This is a genomic window from Chitinivorax tropicus, assembly GCF_014202905.1.
Taxonomy (GTDB): Bacteria; Pseudomonadota; Gammaproteobacteria; order Burkholderiales; family SCOH01; genus Chitinivorax; species Chitinivorax tropicus.
In genome coordinates this window covers 73233-88419 of sequence record NZ_JACHHY010000016.1, presented here as the reverse complement: position 1 = coordinate 88419, position 15187 = coordinate 73233, and the positions used below count along the sequence as shown (strand labels likewise).

Annotated in this window: 15 protein-coding genes and 1 tRNA gene; 8 read left to right on the top strand and 8 right to left on the bottom strand. The window is 51.1% G+C overall.

The features are described 5' to 3' along the window. Window positions 1-173 precede the first annotated feature (173 nt). The 3 genes from HNQ59_RS13095 to HNQ59_RS13085 all read left to right on the top strand — a co-directional run bounded on the left by HNQ59_RS13095 (window position 174) and on the right by HNQ59_RS13085 (window position 2932). Window positions 174-1910, top strand: coding sequence for a PAS-domain containing protein (locus HNQ59_RS13095; protein ID WP_184040166.1), 1737 nt, complete (start codon window positions 174-176; stop codon window positions 1908-1910). Between the two features lie 178 nt (window positions 1911-2088). Continuing rightward, window positions 2089-2658, top strand: a complete 570-nt coding sequence (locus HNQ59_RS13090; RefSeq protein WP_184040163.1) for a hypothetical protein — start codon at window positions 2089-2091, stop codon at window positions 2656-2658. Between the two features lie 197 nt (window positions 2659-2855). Then, window positions 2856-2932: transfer RNA gene (locus HNQ59_RS13085), tRNA-Met, on the top strand. 149 nt (window positions 2933-3081) lie between these two features. On the opposite strand, the gene HNQ59_RS13080 is transcribed toward HNQ59_RS13085, so the two are convergent. From HNQ59_RS13080 to HNQ59_RS13060, 5 genes are all read right to left on the bottom strand, one after another. Further along, window positions 3082-3498, bottom strand: a complete 417-nt coding sequence (locus HNQ59_RS13080) for an acyl-CoA thioesterase (RefSeq protein ID WP_184040160.1) — start codon at window positions 3496-3498, stop codon at window positions 3082-3084. A 463-nt stretch (window positions 3499-3961) separates the two neighbouring features. Then, entirely contained in the window at window positions 3962-5245 is a 1284-nt protein-coding gene (hemL, locus tag HNQ59_RS13075) for a glutamate-1-semialdehyde 2,1-aminomutase (protein ID WP_184040157.1), read from the bottom strand. 28 nt (window positions 5246-5273) lie between these two features. Next, entirely contained in the window at window positions 5274-5690 is a 417-nt protein-coding gene (locus HNQ59_RS13070) for a CopD family protein (RefSeq protein WP_184040154.1), read from the bottom strand. A 3-nt stretch (window positions 5691-5693) separates the two neighbouring features. Beyond that, on the bottom strand, window positions 5694-6512 hold the full coding sequence (locus tag HNQ59_RS13065) for a M48 family metallopeptidase (protein ID WP_184040152.1): 819 nt from the start codon (window positions 6510-6512) through the stop codon (window positions 5694-5696). A gap of 64 nt (window positions 6513-6576) precedes the next feature. After that, window positions 6577-6741 (bottom strand): rubredoxin, encoded by a 165-nt coding sequence (locus tag HNQ59_RS13060; protein WP_184040149.1) that lies wholly within the window; start codon window positions 6739-6741, stop codon window positions 6577-6579. 106 nt (window positions 6742-6847) lie between these two features. Between HNQ59_RS13060 and thiD the strand changes: the two genes are divergently transcribed. Next, on the top strand, window positions 6848-7669 hold the full coding sequence (gene thiD, locus HNQ59_RS13055) for a bifunctional hydroxymethylpyrimidine kinase/phosphomethylpyrimidine kinase (protein ID WP_184040146.1): 822 nt from the start codon (window positions 6848-6850) through the stop codon (window positions 7667-7669). Continuing rightward, on the top strand, window positions 7656-8276 hold the full coding sequence (thiE, locus tag HNQ59_RS13050; RefSeq protein ID WP_184040144.1) for a thiamine phosphate synthase: 621 nt from the start codon (window positions 7656-7658) through the stop codon (window positions 8274-8276). The genes thiD and thiE overlap by 14 nt, the downstream gene beginning before the upstream one ends. Window positions 8277-8282: 6 nt before the next feature. Here thiE and HNQ59_RS13045 read toward each other — a convergent pair whose 3' ends face one another. Further along, complete coding sequence (locus HNQ59_RS13045; protein ID WP_184040141.1) at window positions 8283-9296, bottom strand: NAD-dependent epimerase; 1014 nt, start codon at window positions 9294-9296, stop codon at window positions 8283-8285. Next, complete coding sequence (locus HNQ59_RS13040) at window positions 9293-10051, bottom strand: glycosyltransferase family 2 protein (protein ID WP_184040139.1); 759 nt, start codon at window positions 10049-10051, stop codon at window positions 9293-9295. Before HNQ59_RS13040 ends, HNQ59_RS13045 begins: the two co-directional genes overlap by 4 nt. Before the next feature lie 572 nt (window positions 10052-10623). Here HNQ59_RS13040 and waaC point away from each other — a divergent pair. The 3 genes from waaC (at window position 10624) to HNQ59_RS13025 (ending at window position 14816) form a co-directional block, all read left to right on the top strand. Beyond that, window positions 10624-11583 (top strand): lipopolysaccharide heptosyltransferase I, encoded by a 960-nt coding sequence (gene waaC, locus HNQ59_RS13035; RefSeq protein ID WP_184040136.1) that lies wholly within the window; start codon window positions 10624-10626, stop codon window positions 11581-11583. Continuing rightward, on the top strand, window positions 11580-12821 hold the full coding sequence (waaA, locus tag HNQ59_RS13030; RefSeq protein WP_184040133.1) for a lipid IV(A) 3-deoxy-D-manno-octulosonic acid transferase: 1242 nt from the start codon (window positions 11580-11582) through the stop codon (window positions 12819-12821). The genes waaC and waaA overlap by 4 nt, the downstream gene beginning before the upstream one ends. A gap of 174 nt (window positions 12822-12995) precedes the next feature. Beyond that, window positions 12996-14816 (top strand): GGDEF domain-containing protein, encoded by a 1821-nt coding sequence (locus HNQ59_RS13025; RefSeq protein WP_184040130.1) that lies wholly within the window; start codon window positions 12996-12998, stop codon window positions 14814-14816. Window positions 14817-14861: 45 nt separating this feature from the next. Here the strand turns inward: HNQ59_RS13025 and HNQ59_RS13020 are convergent, their stop codons facing one another. Next, a complete protein-coding gene (locus HNQ59_RS13020; RefSeq protein ID WP_184040127.1) occupies window positions 14862-15185 on the bottom strand; it encodes a rhodanese-like domain-containing protein in 324 nt (107 codons plus the stop codon). Window positions 15186-15187 lie beyond the last annotated feature (2 nt).

Genomic DNA, 15187 nt, shown 5'->3' with positions numbered 1-15187 from the left:
GTGGCCCAAGACACCGCTGGCAAGCAGCAGCAGAGGGCTTGAAATCACATCGACAGAAACCAATTGGTGCCATGCAAAGCCAATCCAGGTTAGCTATGCTGAAGAGGACCTTCAATCAGCATGGGATATACATGGACGCGCCGGCGCCCACACCAATGGACAGCACAGTCAACATGACCAGCTTCCCTATCTTCGCCAACGACCTGGCACCGCTGCTCACCCTGGATGCCAGCAGCTTGCCATCGCTTGCGCTCATGGCAGAGCACCTGCCATGTGGGTTGACTGTCATCAATGACACCATGCACGTGCTGATATGCAACCAACGATGCCGCCAGCTACTGGGCCTTCCCAGCACATTGTTTGAAACCGGTCCCCCCAGCTTTGAACAGATCATTCGATTCAATGCCGAACGCGGCGAATATGGAGAGGGTGACCCAGATCGAATTGTGGCTGAATGGGTACAGCTGGCCAACGAGCATCGCCCCCATGTCTTTGAGCGAAGCCGCCCCAATGGCATCAGGCTTGAAATACGAGGCATCCCATTGACTGGTGGCGGGTTTGTCTCCATCTATAACGACATTACGCAACGGAATCAGGCAATTGAGGATTCCAAGCGATATGCAGCCTATCTACGCACAGTAATCGAGTCATTGCCGCAAGGAATCAGCGTCATTGATGAGCACCTGAACATGGTGCTTTGGAACAAAGCCTTTTTCGAGGTGCTGGCCCTACCCGAATCATTAGACAGACCAGGCGTCACCTTCGAAGAACTATTATGGGTCAATGCCAACCGGGGCGAATATGGCCCAGGAGACCCCGCAGCCCAAGTTGCCCAACGCATCAGCTTGGCCATGCAGTTCCAACCCCACAAATTCAACCGAACCCGGCCAGATGGTACCGAGCTGGAAATCGTCGGCAAACCCATGGATGTCGATGGACAAGTAGTCGGATTCATCAGCACCTATACCGACATCACCCCATACAAACGAGCAGAAGCCGCCGTCAGACATGCCAACGCATTGATGGAAGATGCCATCAGCTACTCGCCCACCTATATTTGGGAGCTGGATGCAGATGGCTGCTTCGTATTCATCAAAGGAGGAGAAAAAATCCTAGGCTACCAAGCCGAGGAAATGATCGGCAATCCGCTATCCAGCTTCCTTGCGCCAGAGCAAGGCATAGAAAGCAACGCCGTCCTATCTGACATGAAGCGGCGTCGAGCCTACAAAAATGGTGAGCTCCGCTACCAACGAAAAGACGGTGGAATAGTCTGGGTCTCATCGAATGGTCATCCGCTCTATGACGACATGGATAAGTTCATTGGCTTCCGTGGCGTAGATGTCGATATCACCGAACTGACCCAAGCCCGATCAGAGCTTGAACGCATGGCCTGGGAAGACCCTTTGACCCACTTGGCGAATCGCTATCGTCTACTCGATCGATTCGAATTGGAAGTTGATCGAGCACACCGCAACCGCAATCACTTGAGTCTCTTGGTTGCCGATATCGACCATTTCAAATCCATCAATGACCGCTTCGGCCATCTGTTTGGAGATCATTGCCTACGCATGGTCGCGGAAAAACTTCAGCAAAGCGTTCGAGCCGTCGATCTGGTTTCACGCTTCGGCGGGGAAGAATTCGTCGTACTGTTGCCGGATACCAATCTCGCAGGCGCATTCAAAGTTGCGGAGCACATCAGACAAGCAATTGAAAACAACCCCATCAAACACCAGACACCTCAATCTTCAGAAACCCTGAAAGTCACCATCAGCATTGGCATCGCAACCTCCTTATTGGATCAACCCATCCAATTCGATGACTTGATGGGAGAAGCGGACGAAGGGTTGTATCAGGCAAAGCGCCAAGGTAGAAACCGCGTCATCAGCCTTGTGCCACCTCCTACCACATGATCTAAACCTGATCCTGTCAGCAGACCACTGACCAAGCCCAATCTTTTTCATATTTAAAACAATAAATTAAATGAATTTCCTGCGAAGTCGCCCAGGAAAACAGCGCCATTTTCAGGTATGATGGCAAGTTGTTTTTTCAATCGTAAGCATCGCCCAGCCTTAGAGGCTGGCAGAGAGTATGTCGTCAATGCGCAAGACAGATCGAATCAACCGTTTCCTGCCTTTACCACTGGGCGATGGGGACCGGGTTTCAAAGTTCTCCAAAAAATGTACCCATTGTGGCCATATCGTCACCGCAGAACACATGCATGGCATCGCCACCTCCGTCAAAGCACAGATTGCCTTGGCCGCCGAAGCGGAATGCCCTGCATGCCGCCGCCAGTTTCCTGTGGCATGTCTGATCACAGAAGATAAGCGAGTGCTCCGGGTCATGCTGCCCATGTGGCTATTCCGGTTCTATCTGCAGCTGATTGCCAAGCCAGCACCGCCCATGCCGATAGAGGACGAAATTGAGCAATCGCCCGTGCAGGACAGCCTTTCACTCGAAGCCCTGGAAGACAAAGCAGTGGATGCCTTGCTCGGAACCTATCAAGGCAAACCCATTTATGCCTGGGTCAAGAATGACAGCCAATACTATGATTTTGAAAGAGTATTCGCTGGAACGCCTCATGAAAGAATAGACAGCAACGAATTACTGGTGGAAACCTGCCTGATCTATCGTCGCCGGCAAGGGCTGCACAACATTTGATCAGACACAGTAGATAGAGCGCACCGTTGGTACGCTTCGTCGCTGCACAATTATAAATTCAACAAATTACATATATATCAATATCTTTCCATGTATTTCATGGTTTGTCCGCACCAGAAAATCACGGTCAAACCAATATAATTTAAGAAATCTATTGACGTGTCTTTTCTCATACGATAATATTGCACTTCTTCAGACGCGGGATGGAGCAGTCTGGCAGCTCGTCGGGCTCATAACCCGAAGGTCGCAGGTTCAAATCCTGCTCCCGCAACCAGTTTCAACACAAAGGCCGACTTGTTCGGCCTTTGTTGTTTTCTACTGCCGCAAGCCTCATCCATATACAGCCGACACCTATACGGCCTGCTTATTGGGCTCTGAAAAGCAAAAGGGCATGTGCTGCATGCCCTTCTATATCGATCCAGCCTATGCAGTCAGCACATATGGCGTCAGGCTCTCCAGCAATTCCCCATCGATTGGTATCGCTTTTTCCTGCTTGACATCATAAAGCACGAATGTCACTTCCGCATCGGCAATCAGCTTTTCGGTTCCTTGCAGATAAATCACTTGGGATAGCACACCGCTTCGACGATTCAGCGCCTTGATCCCAGTTCGGATCTCCAGTGCTTCATTCAGCAGTGCAGGCCGACGATAATTGATGTTGATATTGGCGACGATGAAGGACAAGCCTTGCGCTACGCACTTTGTCAGCACCCCATTTTCTTCGAAGTAGGCCCAGCGGGCTTCTTCAATGAATTCAAGGTAGCGTGCATTATTGACGTGTTGATAGACATCAAGGTGATAGCCACGGACACGGATCTGGGTCAAATGAGGTGTTGTCATCGGTAAAAAATCTAGACTTTAACCGAAATTGTCTCTGTGTAGTCACGATGCCGCCTACCCATCTTTCGCCGCTCTTGCCCAGAACGAGTGTTGAACAGTCCACTATCTTGATTTTCACGTCGATCACCACCCTGCCGCCGATCTTGGCCTGTTCTACGGTCAAACCCGGTCGAATTGGGCTGGTGCTTGATCGGAGGAGTTGGTGGCTCACGCTCGATGACCTGGGCTGATGAGCCCGAAGAACGATCGCTGGCCGACCCGGCATTGTTGATAGATTGTGGGGCCTTAGTGGTGATCGCCAGCAAATGCCCCAATAGTGTTTGATCGGTGCGCATACAACTACTTCATAAAACAGATTCAATACAATTTATAACGTCAATTCAATCAATTACTTTAATCAATTCAACAAAATGCATAAAAAAAAGCGGGGGCAACCCGCTTTTTCATGAAAATTTCATAAAAATCATTGCCATCGGCTGAATACTCTCTCAGCTGCTTTCACTGTTTGCCGAATATCTTCTTCGGTATGGGCTGCGGAAACAAATCCAGCTTCAAAAGCAGAGGGTGCGAGGTATACGCCCTCTGCCAACATGGCATGGAAAAAGCGATTGAACGCCGCTTTATCGCAGGCCATCACTTCTGCATAGCTATTTGGGCACTTGTCAGCGAAATAGAGCCCAAACATTCCCCCCACGGATTGCGCTGTAAAGGAAACCCCTGCGGCTTGTGCAACGGTGGTGAGGCCTTCGACCAGTGCCTGGGTGTGAGCTGTCAGTGCGGTGAAGAAGCCGGGCGCCGTCACCTTCTTAAGGGTGACCAGACCTGCTGCCACAGCAATTGGGTTACCGGACAATGTACCAGCTTGGTAGACTGGCCCCAAAGGCGCAATGTTGGACATGATATCGGCACGACCACCGAATGCTGCCAAGGGCATGCCCCCACCGACTACCTTACCCAAGGTCGTCAGGTCGGGTTGAATGCCAAACAAGCCTTGTGCACAGGTGGGGCCGACGCGGAAACCGGTCATCACTTCATCGAAAATCAATACCGCACCATATTCAGTACACAAGCGGCGTAGTGCGCTCAGGAATGCTTCTGTGGGCCTGATCAGATTCATATTGCCTGCAACAGGCTCCAGAATCACTGCAGCAATTTGTGTACCGAGCTTGGAAAAGGTTTGTTCCAACTGTTCCACATCGTTGTAACCCAGCACCAGCGTGTCTGCAGCCACAGCTGCGGGCACGCCTGCTGAGCTTGGGTTGCCGAAGGTCAACAAGCCAGAGCCCGCTTTGACAAGCAATGCATCAGCGTGCCCGTGGTAACACCCCTCGAACTTGATGAATTTGTCACGCCCGGTAAAACCACGGGCTAGACGAATTGCACTCATGGTGGCTTCTGTGCCAGAGCTGACCAAGCGCACCTGATCCATTCCTGGCAATAAACCACATAGCAGATCGGCCATTTCGATTTCTGCCTCGGTAGGTGCACCGAATGACAAGCCGTGCTCAGCGGCGGTTTTTACGGCGTGGATGACGTCTGGATCTGCATGGCCCAGAATCGCCGGTCCCCAGGAGCCGACATAGTCGATATAGCGCTTATCATCGGCGTCCCATAGATACGCTCCTTTGCCTTCCTTGAAAAAACGAGGCACACCGCCAACAGATCCAAACGCGCGAACAGGAGAATTCACTCCGCCAGGAATATGTGTTTGAGCACGTTGAAATAACAATTCATTGTTTGACGACATCTTCGTTATCCAGAATAAAAAGGCTTTGTTAAAACGGCTTGGCCACAACCAGAAACACAATGATGAACATGGTCACCGTTGGAATTTCATTGAACATGCGATACCACTTGTGATCATGTTTGTTGGCACCCGCAGCGAATTGCTTGATCAGTCTGCCGCAATACAGATGGAATGCGACCAGGATCAGGACCAGCACCAGCTTGGCATGTAGCCAACCACCCTTGATGCTGTAACCTAACCATAACCAGCAACCAAACCCCAGTGCAAGGACGCCTAGCAGGGTCATGAAGCGATACAGCTTATGCTCCATGAGGCTCAATTGAGCTTGCGTAGCCGAATCTGTCACCATGGCATGGTTGACGAACAGGCGAGGTAGATAAAACAACCCCGCAAACCAGCTGATGACAAATATGATGTGAAGCGTTTTGAGGTAGATATAGCTCATGGCTTATGGTTTTTTTGCGGCCTCGTAAAGTGGCATAACCAGTGGAATCTTGTCCTCCAGATCGCGGATCCGCGTCCCATGAGATGGGTGGGTTGACATCCATTGGGGCGGTTGGCCCTCGCTGGCGGATGTCATTTTCTTCCAGACGGTGACGGCAGCTCTGGGGTCATAACCTGCACGGGCTGCCAGCTCCAGGCCAATGCGATCTGCTTCGGTTTCGTTTTCCCGGCTATTGGGCAATTGCCAAGCGACGGTTACCGCTGAATTGGCCAATTGGAGTGCCTGATCACTGACTTTACCAGTCAAGGCAACCACGCTCAGCCCCAGTTGCTGAGTGTAGGCACGGGACATTGCTTCGCGACCATGTTCGCGCAGAGCATGCGCCATTTCATGGCCCATGATCGCAGCAATTTCATCGTTGTTCAGTTTCAAGCGGTTGATCAGCCCTGAATAGAACATGATCTTCCCACCAGGCGCACAGTAGGCGTTCAACTCGTCGGATGATTCCAGATTGACTTCCCAGTCCCACTTCAGTGCATCGGGTCTGAATTCGCCAGTCTGAGGAATCAGCCGGTTCGCAATCATGCGTAACCGTTCCAGCGTCTTGGCATCTGTATTGAGCTTACCTTTTTGCTTCGCAGCATTGAGCTCTGCGGCATATTGCTTTGCCGCCATCTGATTGGCTTCGTTGGTGCTGATGCCCATCAGCATGCTTTGCTTGCGCTCGACTCCAACCACCCCACCACGTGTGGTTTGAACCGTTTCACAACCTGTGACCAGGAGTAATGCAGACAGGGCTGCTGTACCTAATAACTTTCGCATCATCAACCTCCTGTTTGACCGAATCATCCACTTGGAACCAGACAGCCTATCGGCAGTTCCAGGTTTAGAGTTGAACCATCTCGAAGTCTTCTTTACGGGCTCCGCAATCTGGGCAGGTCCAATTCATTGGAACATCGTTCCAACGGGTGCCTGCAGCGATCCCGTCTTCAGGACGACCTTCAGCTTCGTCATAAATAAATCCACAAATCAGGCACATATAGCGGTTCATGCGAGTTTCCATGATTCAGTTACAATGAAATCATGTGCAGCCGCCCATTTCCGGCGCACACTCAGAAAACGACTATTCTAACGCAATTCAGAAAGCCTCTCTTTTCATGCATGCAAATCCGCTTCCTATCGTCTTGACCTTTGCCGCAACAGACCCTTCCAGCGGTGCAGGTTTACAAGCCGACATTTTGACATTGGCCAGTCTGGGTTGCCATCCACTGTCCGTCGTGACAGGCATTACCGTGCAAGATAGTGCTGGTGTGGATGATCTACAGGCTATGGACCCTGAGCTGGTGATTGATCAAGCCCGTTTCATTCTTGAAGACATGCAGGTCGCTGCGTTCAAGGTTGGCGTGATCGGCAGCACTGAAAATGTTGCCGCCATTGCTGAAATCGCAGCAGATTACCCCGATATCCCGCTGGTACTGGACCCAGTCCTGGCATCCGGTGCAGGCGATGAATTTGCAACGGAGGATTTGATTTCCGCAATGCGGGAACTGTTGATTCCACACACAGTTGTCATCACGCCAAACAGCATCGAAGCCCGTCGATTGGTGGATGATCCAGATGATGACTATTCGCTTGAGGAGTGTGCCAAGCGTATCCGTGCCATGGGTTGTGAATATGTGCTGATCACGGGCACCCATGAAAATACACCCAATGTCGTCAATACCTTGTACAACCGTGGTGGCAAAGTGCGTGCTGATAGTTGGGCTCGTTTGCCAGGAAGCTATCATGGGTCCGGTTGCACATTGGCATCCGCCATTGCTGGCTTGATTGCAACTGGGCTGGATGTACCGGAAGCCGTCAAAGAAGCGCAGGAATACACTTGGCAGACCTTGAAAAACGCCATCCGACCTGGCATGGGGCAATACATTCCTGATCGTCTGTTCTGGGCTCGTAATACCGAGAACAATGATGAAACATGAGATCCGCGGTGTATATGCCATCACACCGGACACGATGGATACAGAAACGTTGATAAACAAATCCCGCTTGGTGCTAACCGGCGGGGTTTCTGTTTTGCAATACCGAAACAAACATCGTGATCAAGCATTACGTCTTGAACAGGCTTCATCACTCAAAGCCTTGTGTGATGAATTTTCCATTCCATTGATCATTAATGACGATATTTCACTGGCAGCGGAAGTTGGCGCAGCTGGTGTGCATCTTGGTAAAGATGATCGGGCCCTGGCCAACGCCCGATCTGAGCTAGGTTCCACTGCAGTTGTCGGCATATCGTGTTACAACCAGCTGTCCTTGGCGCGAAAAGCTGCTGATGAAGGTGCAAGCTACGTTGCGTTTGGTGCTGTTTTCAGTTCATCTACCAAACCCGATGCTGTAAATGCACCACTCAGCCTGTTCCAGCAGGCAAAGATCATCCCTGTGCCAGTTGTTGCCATTGGGGGAATCACATCTGTAAATGCACTGCAGGTTATCCAAGCAGGCGCAGATGCCATTGCCATGATCTCCGCATTGTTCGATGCAATCGATCCATTGGCAAATTCTCATCAATTATCTGATTTATTTAGATAATTTCCATTATGAGAGTCGATGGTATGCAAGATACCAATCGACGAAGTGTTGTAACCCCACCTTCAACTCTGTATTTGGCGAGAACCCGACCGCTTGTCGTAGACGGTCGGTGTTCGCATAGGTCGCATACACGTCTCCATCCTGCATCGGCATATTGTTTCTGATCGCCGGCTTTCCCAGTGCTGCTTCAAGTGTTGATATGAAGGTTTCCAGCGCCACAGGCTGATGGTTGCCGATATTGTAAAGACGATAGGGCGCAAAGCTGGATGCAGGATCTGGATGCCACTTGTCGAAGTCTGGGTTGGTGGCTGGAATATGGTCAAGCACCCTGATGACACCTTCAACGATATCATCAACATAAGTGAAATCCCGTTTCAGATCGCCATTGTTGAATACGTTGATTGGCTTACCCTGCAAAATGGCATCAGTGAACAACCATGTCGCCATATCGGGACGGCCCCATGGCCCATATACGGTAAAGAATCTCAGCCCAGTACATGGTAGATCGAACAGATGCGCATAGCTATGAGCCATCACCTCGTTAGCCTTTTTGGTGGCCGCATACAAGCTGATGGGGTGGTCTACGTTGTCACTTTCGTCAAATGGAATTTTGACATTGGAGCCGTAGACACTTGAGCTGCTGGCAAAGACCAAGTGCTTGATCTGGTGTTGTCGGCATGACTCCAGAATATTGGTAAACCCGGTCAGGTTGCTGTTGCTGTACGCCCTTGGGTTCTTCAGTGAATATCTGACACCAGCCTGGGCTGCCAAGTGTATGACATATTGAACCTGATGTTTTTTGAATACCTCATCGAGCTGCACTGCATTGGCGATGTCGACTTGTTCACATACAAAAGTAGGTGAACATTCATTCAGTGCTTTGATGCGGTCGAATTTCAGTGATGGCGAGTAGTAATCGTTGAAATTGTCCAGGCCAACAACGTGTCTACCCTGTAGTAATAAAGCACGACAGACGTGCATTCCGATGAATCCGGCTGCACCGGTGACAAGAATGGTCATGGCTGTTTATGTAGTCGGTGGAGTTCTATCAGTTTGGCATATTTGCTGAAACTGTTGAAACAGCCAATCAGGATGTGGACCAAACCAGGTACCCCATCCATAAAGCCGCGTTTGAACAGATAGAAACGTATGAAACGGAAAAGTGGGCTCAGTACAAGTTGCGCGAGACTACACTGTTTGCCCCGTTTGAACAATTGTTGTGCTTGTAAAGTAGTGTATCGGTTTTGTTTGTCGAAGTAACGTGCGATGTCTTCTCCTGATTCGTGCAGGAGGTCGCCGGTCAGTGTACCGACACTGTCTTCATGAATCACTTTCTCGTGTACTGCGTCATCTGACCATTTTGCGTGGCGTCTGTTGAATAGTCTGAGGCTCCAGTCTGGGTAGCCTTCACCATGCTTCAGGAAACGTCCCATGAAGCGATTGCTGCGTGGCATGCGGTATGCAGTGTGCTTTGGGTTGTTCAACGTTTGTTGGATGCTGCTTTTCAGCTCGTCGGAGACCCTTTCATCACTATCGATACACAGTACCCAATCGTAGCTGGCCTGTGTGATCGCAAATTGCTTTTGTCTGCCGAAACCCAACCATTCCTGATGGATCACTTTTGCGCCTGCTTTATGAGCAACTGCCAATGTGTGGTCGTTGCTGCCGCTGTCTACAACAATGATTTCGTCAGCGAAGTGTAGTGATTGCAAGCAAGCAGGGAGTTGTTCTGCTGCATTTTGGGTGATCAGCACCGCTGAAAGCTTGGTGGACATGTGGTGGTCAGAGAAAGATGACAGGTGTTTGTAGGATACCAGACCTGCTGACCTTCCTTTGGCATCTGTATTCTTTTCTATATCAATTATGTGAATAAGATAAAGAAGATAGATAAGAAAATAATAGAGTTGCCAGTGTTCTGTGGATAACCCACTTTCTGCTTTGTTTCTCAGTATGTTGCGTCAATTTTTTTGCTAGGGGTAACTCGTTCTTCTGATGTGTGACAAATGTGTGACGAATTTCGTGTTGGCTTGAAACAGGGGAAACTACACAATCTGTCCTCACGTTTTCCATGTCACGAAATGCTGCGTCAAAGTCTTTTTGTGACGGGGCTTTGCCCGTTTTTTTGAGCCTGTCTGCTGGTTTTTATCCACATTACTCATGAGATCCATGCTTCTGCTTATTGTTGGCATACAGTGCATGTTAGTTTTCGGTAGGCTGTGGATAACTTATATAGCTCTATTTATTTCAACTACTTGTGTCCGGGGGAATGTTGTTTGCACTGGACAGGGTGGTTGTGGGTAGTCGCCTTTTCGCTACGATGTAGCAAGGCACTGATACAATTTCCGTTATGTCGAAATTATTGATTGTCAAAACGTCCTCGATGGGAGACGTGATCCATGCCTTGCCGGTGTTGGCAGACGTTGCTGGTTCGAACCCATCTTGGCAGGTAGATTGGATGGTGGAAGAGTCGTTTGCCGGGATTCCGCAAATGCATCCACGAGTATGTAATGTCATCCCTGTTGCAGTTCGGAGGTGGCGTAAGGCTTGGTGGAAGGGTAGCGTGCAAGCAGAGTGGCGTGCGTTCAAACATCGTCTTGCTTCATCTCACTATGATTTGGTGTTGGATCTGCAAGGCTTGTTGAAGAGTGCATGGCTTGCGTCAAAGGCGAATGGACCGGTTGCTGGCTACGATAGCCATAGTATCCGTGAGCCGATCGCCAGTTATTTTTATGATCGCCGGTTTGCCGTATCCCGAACATCACATGCTGTGACGCGGAATCGTCAATTGGCTGCTGAGGCGTTGGGGTACACGATTCCGTCGTCGTTGGATTATGGTTTGGCACCATCGCCAGTTGCTTTTTCCTGGTTGCCACACAAGCCCTATGCTGTATTGCTGCATGCGACAAGTCGAGCAGACAAACAATGGTCGGTAGCGGCATGGCAATCGTTGGCAGTTCGCTTGCATGAGTTGGGTTTGGCTTGTGTCTTGCCATGGGGGAGCCAAGCAGAGCAGCAGGCGGCAGCAACCTTGGCAAGGGGTATGCCCAATGCGGTTGTTGCTCCACAAATGAGTCTTGCCGATGCGGCGGGTGTGTTGGCGGGTGCTCGATTGACAGTAGGCGTCGATACCGGTTTGAGTCATCTGGCAGCGGCGGTGGCGTGTCCGACGATTGCGTTGTTTTGTGCTTCCGAGCCGGGTTTGACGGGTGTGATGGCAGATAGTCTTTGCTGGAATCTGGGGCACAATGGTATGCCCCCCTCGGTTGATGATGTCTGGCGGCATGTCATGCAGGTCTTGGCGCCATGAGGTGGTGGTATACCCAGCTTTTCCGCTTATTGGTGCCGATGATCTTGCTTCGTCTGTGGTGGCGAGGCCGTAAGCAGCGGGGGTATCGGCAGCATTGGGCAGAGCGTTTTGGTATTTATCAGCAGAAACCCACTCAGCCGGTGATCTGGCTACACGCAGTCTCAGTTGGGGAAACACGGGCGGCACAGCCATTGATCAACGCGTTGTATGAAGCCTATCCTGGCCATCGGATCGTGTTGACCCAGATGACACCGACTGGTCGGGATACTGCGTCGGCAATGTATGGTCAAAAAGTGGAGGCGGTCTTTCTGCCGTATGATCTGCCTGGTGCGGTGGATCGTTTTCTACGTCATTTCAAGCCGGTTTTGGGTTTGTTGATGGAAACCGAGATCTGGCCCAATCTGATCCATGCTGCTCGCCAACACGGTGTGCCGTTGTATTTGGTCAATGCACGGCTATCCGCTCGCTCTGCTCGTGGATATGGACGCATCGAATCGCTTGTACGCCCGGCATTGCAATCGCTGCGAGGCATTGCTGCGCAGAGTGATGCGGATGCAGCACGCTTACGCTTGCTGGGCAATTGTGAGGTCCAGGTGTGTGGCAATATCAAATTCGATGTACAACTACCACCAGCTCAGCTGGAGCTGGGCCAGCATTGGCGGGCGCAGCTAGGGCGCAGGCCTGTTGTCGTGTTTGGCAGCAGTCGTGATGGTGAAGAAGCATTGCTGTTGAAAGCGTGGCAAGACAACCCGCCTGATGCATTATTGGTGATTGTGCCGCGCCACCCGCAACGATTCGATGAAGTGGCTGGCATTTTGGAAGCCAGCGGCATGCAATGGGCCAAGCGTAGTGAACAACCTGTCTCATCATCCCTCCAGGTCTGGTTGGGGGATAGCATGGGGGAGTTGTATGCATACTATGCCATGGCAGATTGCGCGTTGATTGGCGGTGGCTTCATGCCGCTTGGTGGGCAGAATCTGATTGAAGCCTGTGCAACCGGCTGTCCGGCGATCGTAGGCCCTCATATGTTCAACTTTACCGATGTGACCCGCTTGGCGATAGAAGCCGGCGCTGCTTGCCAAGTTGCAGATATGCAACAAGCCGTGGTGCAAATCCGGCAGTGGCTCAATGATGTGGTTTTGCTGAAAGATGTGCGTGAATCGGCGCTGCAATTTGCTCAGTTGCATGCTGGCGCCACACAGCGTACATTGGCTTTACTGGTAACAACAGTACATTGATCGCGGGCGACATATTATTTCTATGTCATAAAACGGAACTGCTTTATATAATATGGCTTTCCCTATATAGAGCAGTGTCAGACAGTGCCAGGTCCATACACTATATTGACAATATCGAATATTGATTTTGTCTTGCGTTCCATGCGGCTATCATCCGCCCGTTCATATTCCGCCATGAGCCATCTGCTGGCCTGCATGGTCGGGTTGATATTGTGCTGCTTGGTATTGGCCAAGCCCGCACATGCTGATCTGGTATTACGGCAGGCCCAGTGGATTGTCCCATTGGCTGACCACCTGATGGTGCATCCTGATCTGCCCGCACAGATCAACATCAAACAAGCTGCTCACCCAGACGTCCATACCCAATTCAGACCCCTTGTAGATCAACCGAGTGTATCTGGCAGACAGTGGCATCGGTTTGTTGTGTTCAATCAATCAGATACACAGCAATGGCTAATTGGTTTGCCTACCAAGGGCGAGATCGACGGATATGTCATGCGGGCAGACGACCTGGTTGGCCATTGGCAGTATGCCCCACCGATGCCTTTTTCCGCTGCAAATCTGTCTCGAGACGAAGCTTTCATCACGGTCTCTCTGCCACCGGGGCAACGGACCACGTTCTATCTCTTGCTTGATCCGAGCAAATCAGATGTCGGGACATTGCACATCAGAGCGTATGAAACCTACCTGGAGAAAACCCGCTATCACTCTGTTCTGGCGGGCATGCTCTTTGGTGGGCTACTGGTGCTGGTGCTGTATAACCTGTTCATTTTTGCGTCGATCCGTGATACCAGTTACTTGTACTTTGTCTCCTTTACCGGTGCATCAGGGTTGATGCTGCTGGTCGCCAGTGGTGTCTTGACCACGCTGACCGGCTGGGAGAGCAAGCCGTGGCAACCGATACTGGTGCCAGCGTTGCTAGGGCTTGCTCTGACCGGTGCAGTAAATTTCATTCGTCGATTTTTATTGCTGGATGAACACCAACCGTTACTTGATCAGTTGGCACGGGTTGTATGGTGGTCTGCGGCAGCGCTGGCATTGATTGCCCTGACTGGTGAGCAAACGGTCACCATGTCGATTGGGTTCACCTTGACGTCGTTGACCACTGTATTGGCAGTATTGGCCGCTGTGAAGGCACGATTACAGATCGCATATCCCGCGCGGCTTTTCTTGCTGGGTTGGTTGGTGTTCTCGGTGGCCATGTTGACCCACGCTATGCAGATCATTGGCGTTTTTCCACAATGGCTGACACAGTTCCCAGCCTTGCAATTGGGTATTGGCCTGCAGGCCATCTTGCTGTCATTTGCCCTGGCACACCGTTACAAATCGCTTAGCGAAGACCACAAGCGCAACAGCCTTGAACAGAATACGGTGCTGGAAATCCGTGTTCAGGAACGGACCAAAGCGCTGGATGAAGCAATGCGGAAGCTGTCTGAGGCCAATCATCAGCTGAAAGCTTTGAACTTCACGGATGGATTGACGGGGGTTCGTAACCGTAAATTCTTTGATGCCCGTGTTGTCAAGGAATGGTCACGGGCGCGGCGTGGGACGTATAACTTGACCTTGGCGATCTTGGATATCGACCATTTCAAAAAGATCAACGACACCTATGGGCATCAAGCGGGTGATCAGGTTCTGAAAGAGGTGGCCGCAGCTGTTCAATCTTGCTTGAAACGCCCATGCGACTTCCTGGCCCGTTATGGTGGTGAGGAGTTCGTCGTGATTCTGCCTTTGACAGAAGGGCGTGGCGCACAACAGCTGTGTGAGGTGATCAGAAAACGGATAGCAGATAAGAAAATCACGTTCAAACAACACGCTATCCAGGTCACGATCAGTATTGGCTTGTGTACGGCGGTCCCTCTGGAAACCCAACGTTATGAAACCATGCTGCGTGCTGCGGATGATGCGCTGTATCGGGCTAAGCGCGGTGGGCGGAACCGGGTCGAGGTCGGGGATATGGCCAATGCCACAATGATTGGCTTGCCGACAAAATAAAACGCCCGCATGAAAACGGGCGTTTGGCTCGACAGGCTATTTGGCTCAGTAGGTTGCCATATTGGGATCGACTTCCCGTGCCCAGGCATCGACCCCTCCTTGTAGATTGATGACGTGGTTGAAGCCAGCTCTTTGCAGGAACAAGGCAACCTGCATTGAACGCATGCCGTGATGACAGATCACCACGGTTTCCATGTCGTCTTCAATGTCGTTCAGCCGGGTCGGGATCTCGTGCATGGGAATGTGCACTGAGCCGGGAATATGGCACAGCCTGAATTCCCAATCCTCACGAACATCCAACAGCACCGGTGTAGGCCGGGTGCGATCTGCCAGCCATTCTGCCAGCGCCACTGCGGTGATCTGCTGCATGA

Coding starts and splice junctions, on each gene's coding strand:
- HNQ59_RS13045 (WP_184040141.1), bottom strand. CDS start 9,296: ATGACCATTCTTGTCACCGGTGCAGCCGGATTCATCGGAATGCACGTC.
- HNQ59_RS13090 (WP_184040163.1), top strand. CDS start 2,089: ATGTCGTCAATGCGCAAGACAGATCGAATCAACCGTTTCCTGCCTTTA.
- HNQ59_RS13040 (WP_184040139.1), bottom strand. CDS start 10,051: ATGTCCACCAAGCTTTCAGCGGTGCTGATCACCCAAAATGCAGCAGAA.
- HNQ59_RS13060 (WP_184040149.1), bottom strand. CDS start 6,741: ATGAACCGCTATATGTGCCTGATTTGTGGATTTATTTATGACGAAGCT.
- HNQ59_RS13095 (WP_184040166.1), top strand. CDS start 174: ATGACCAGCTTCCCTATCTTCGCCAACGACCTGGCACCGCTGCTCACC.
- HNQ59_RS13020 (WP_184040127.1), bottom strand. CDS start 15,185: ATGCAGCAGATCACCGCAGTGGCGCTGGCAGAATGGCTGGCAGATCGC.
- HNQ59_RS13080 (WP_184040160.1), bottom strand. CDS start 3,498: ATGACAACACCTCATTTGACCCAGATCCGTGTCCGTGGCTATCACCTT.
- thiD (WP_184040146.1), top strand. CDS start 6,848: ATGCATGCAAATCCGCTTCCTATCGTCTTGACCTTTGCCGCAACAGAC.
- HNQ59_RS13025 (WP_184040130.1), top strand. CDS start 12,996: ATGAGCCATCTGCTGGCCTGCATGGTCGGGTTGATATTGTGCTGCTTG.
- HNQ59_RS13065 (WP_184040152.1), bottom strand. CDS start 6,512: ATGCGAAAGTTATTAGGTACAGCAGCCCTGTCTGCATTACTCCTGGTC.
- thiE (WP_184040144.1), top strand. CDS start 7,656: ATGATGAAACATGAGATCCGCGGTGTATATGCCATCACACCGGACACG.
- waaA (WP_184040133.1), top strand. CDS start 11,580: ATGAGGTGGTGGTATACCCAGCTTTTCCGCTTATTGGTGCCGATGATC.
- waaC (WP_184040136.1), top strand. CDS start 10,624: ATGTCGAAATTATTGATTGTCAAAACGTCCTCGATGGGAGACGTGATC.
- hemL (WP_184040157.1), bottom strand. CDS start 5,245: ATGTCGTCAAACAATGAATTGTTATTTCAACGTGCTCAAACACATATT.
- HNQ59_RS13070 (WP_184040154.1), bottom strand. CDS start 5,690: ATGAGCTATATCTACCTCAAAACGCTTCACATCATATTTGTCATCAGC.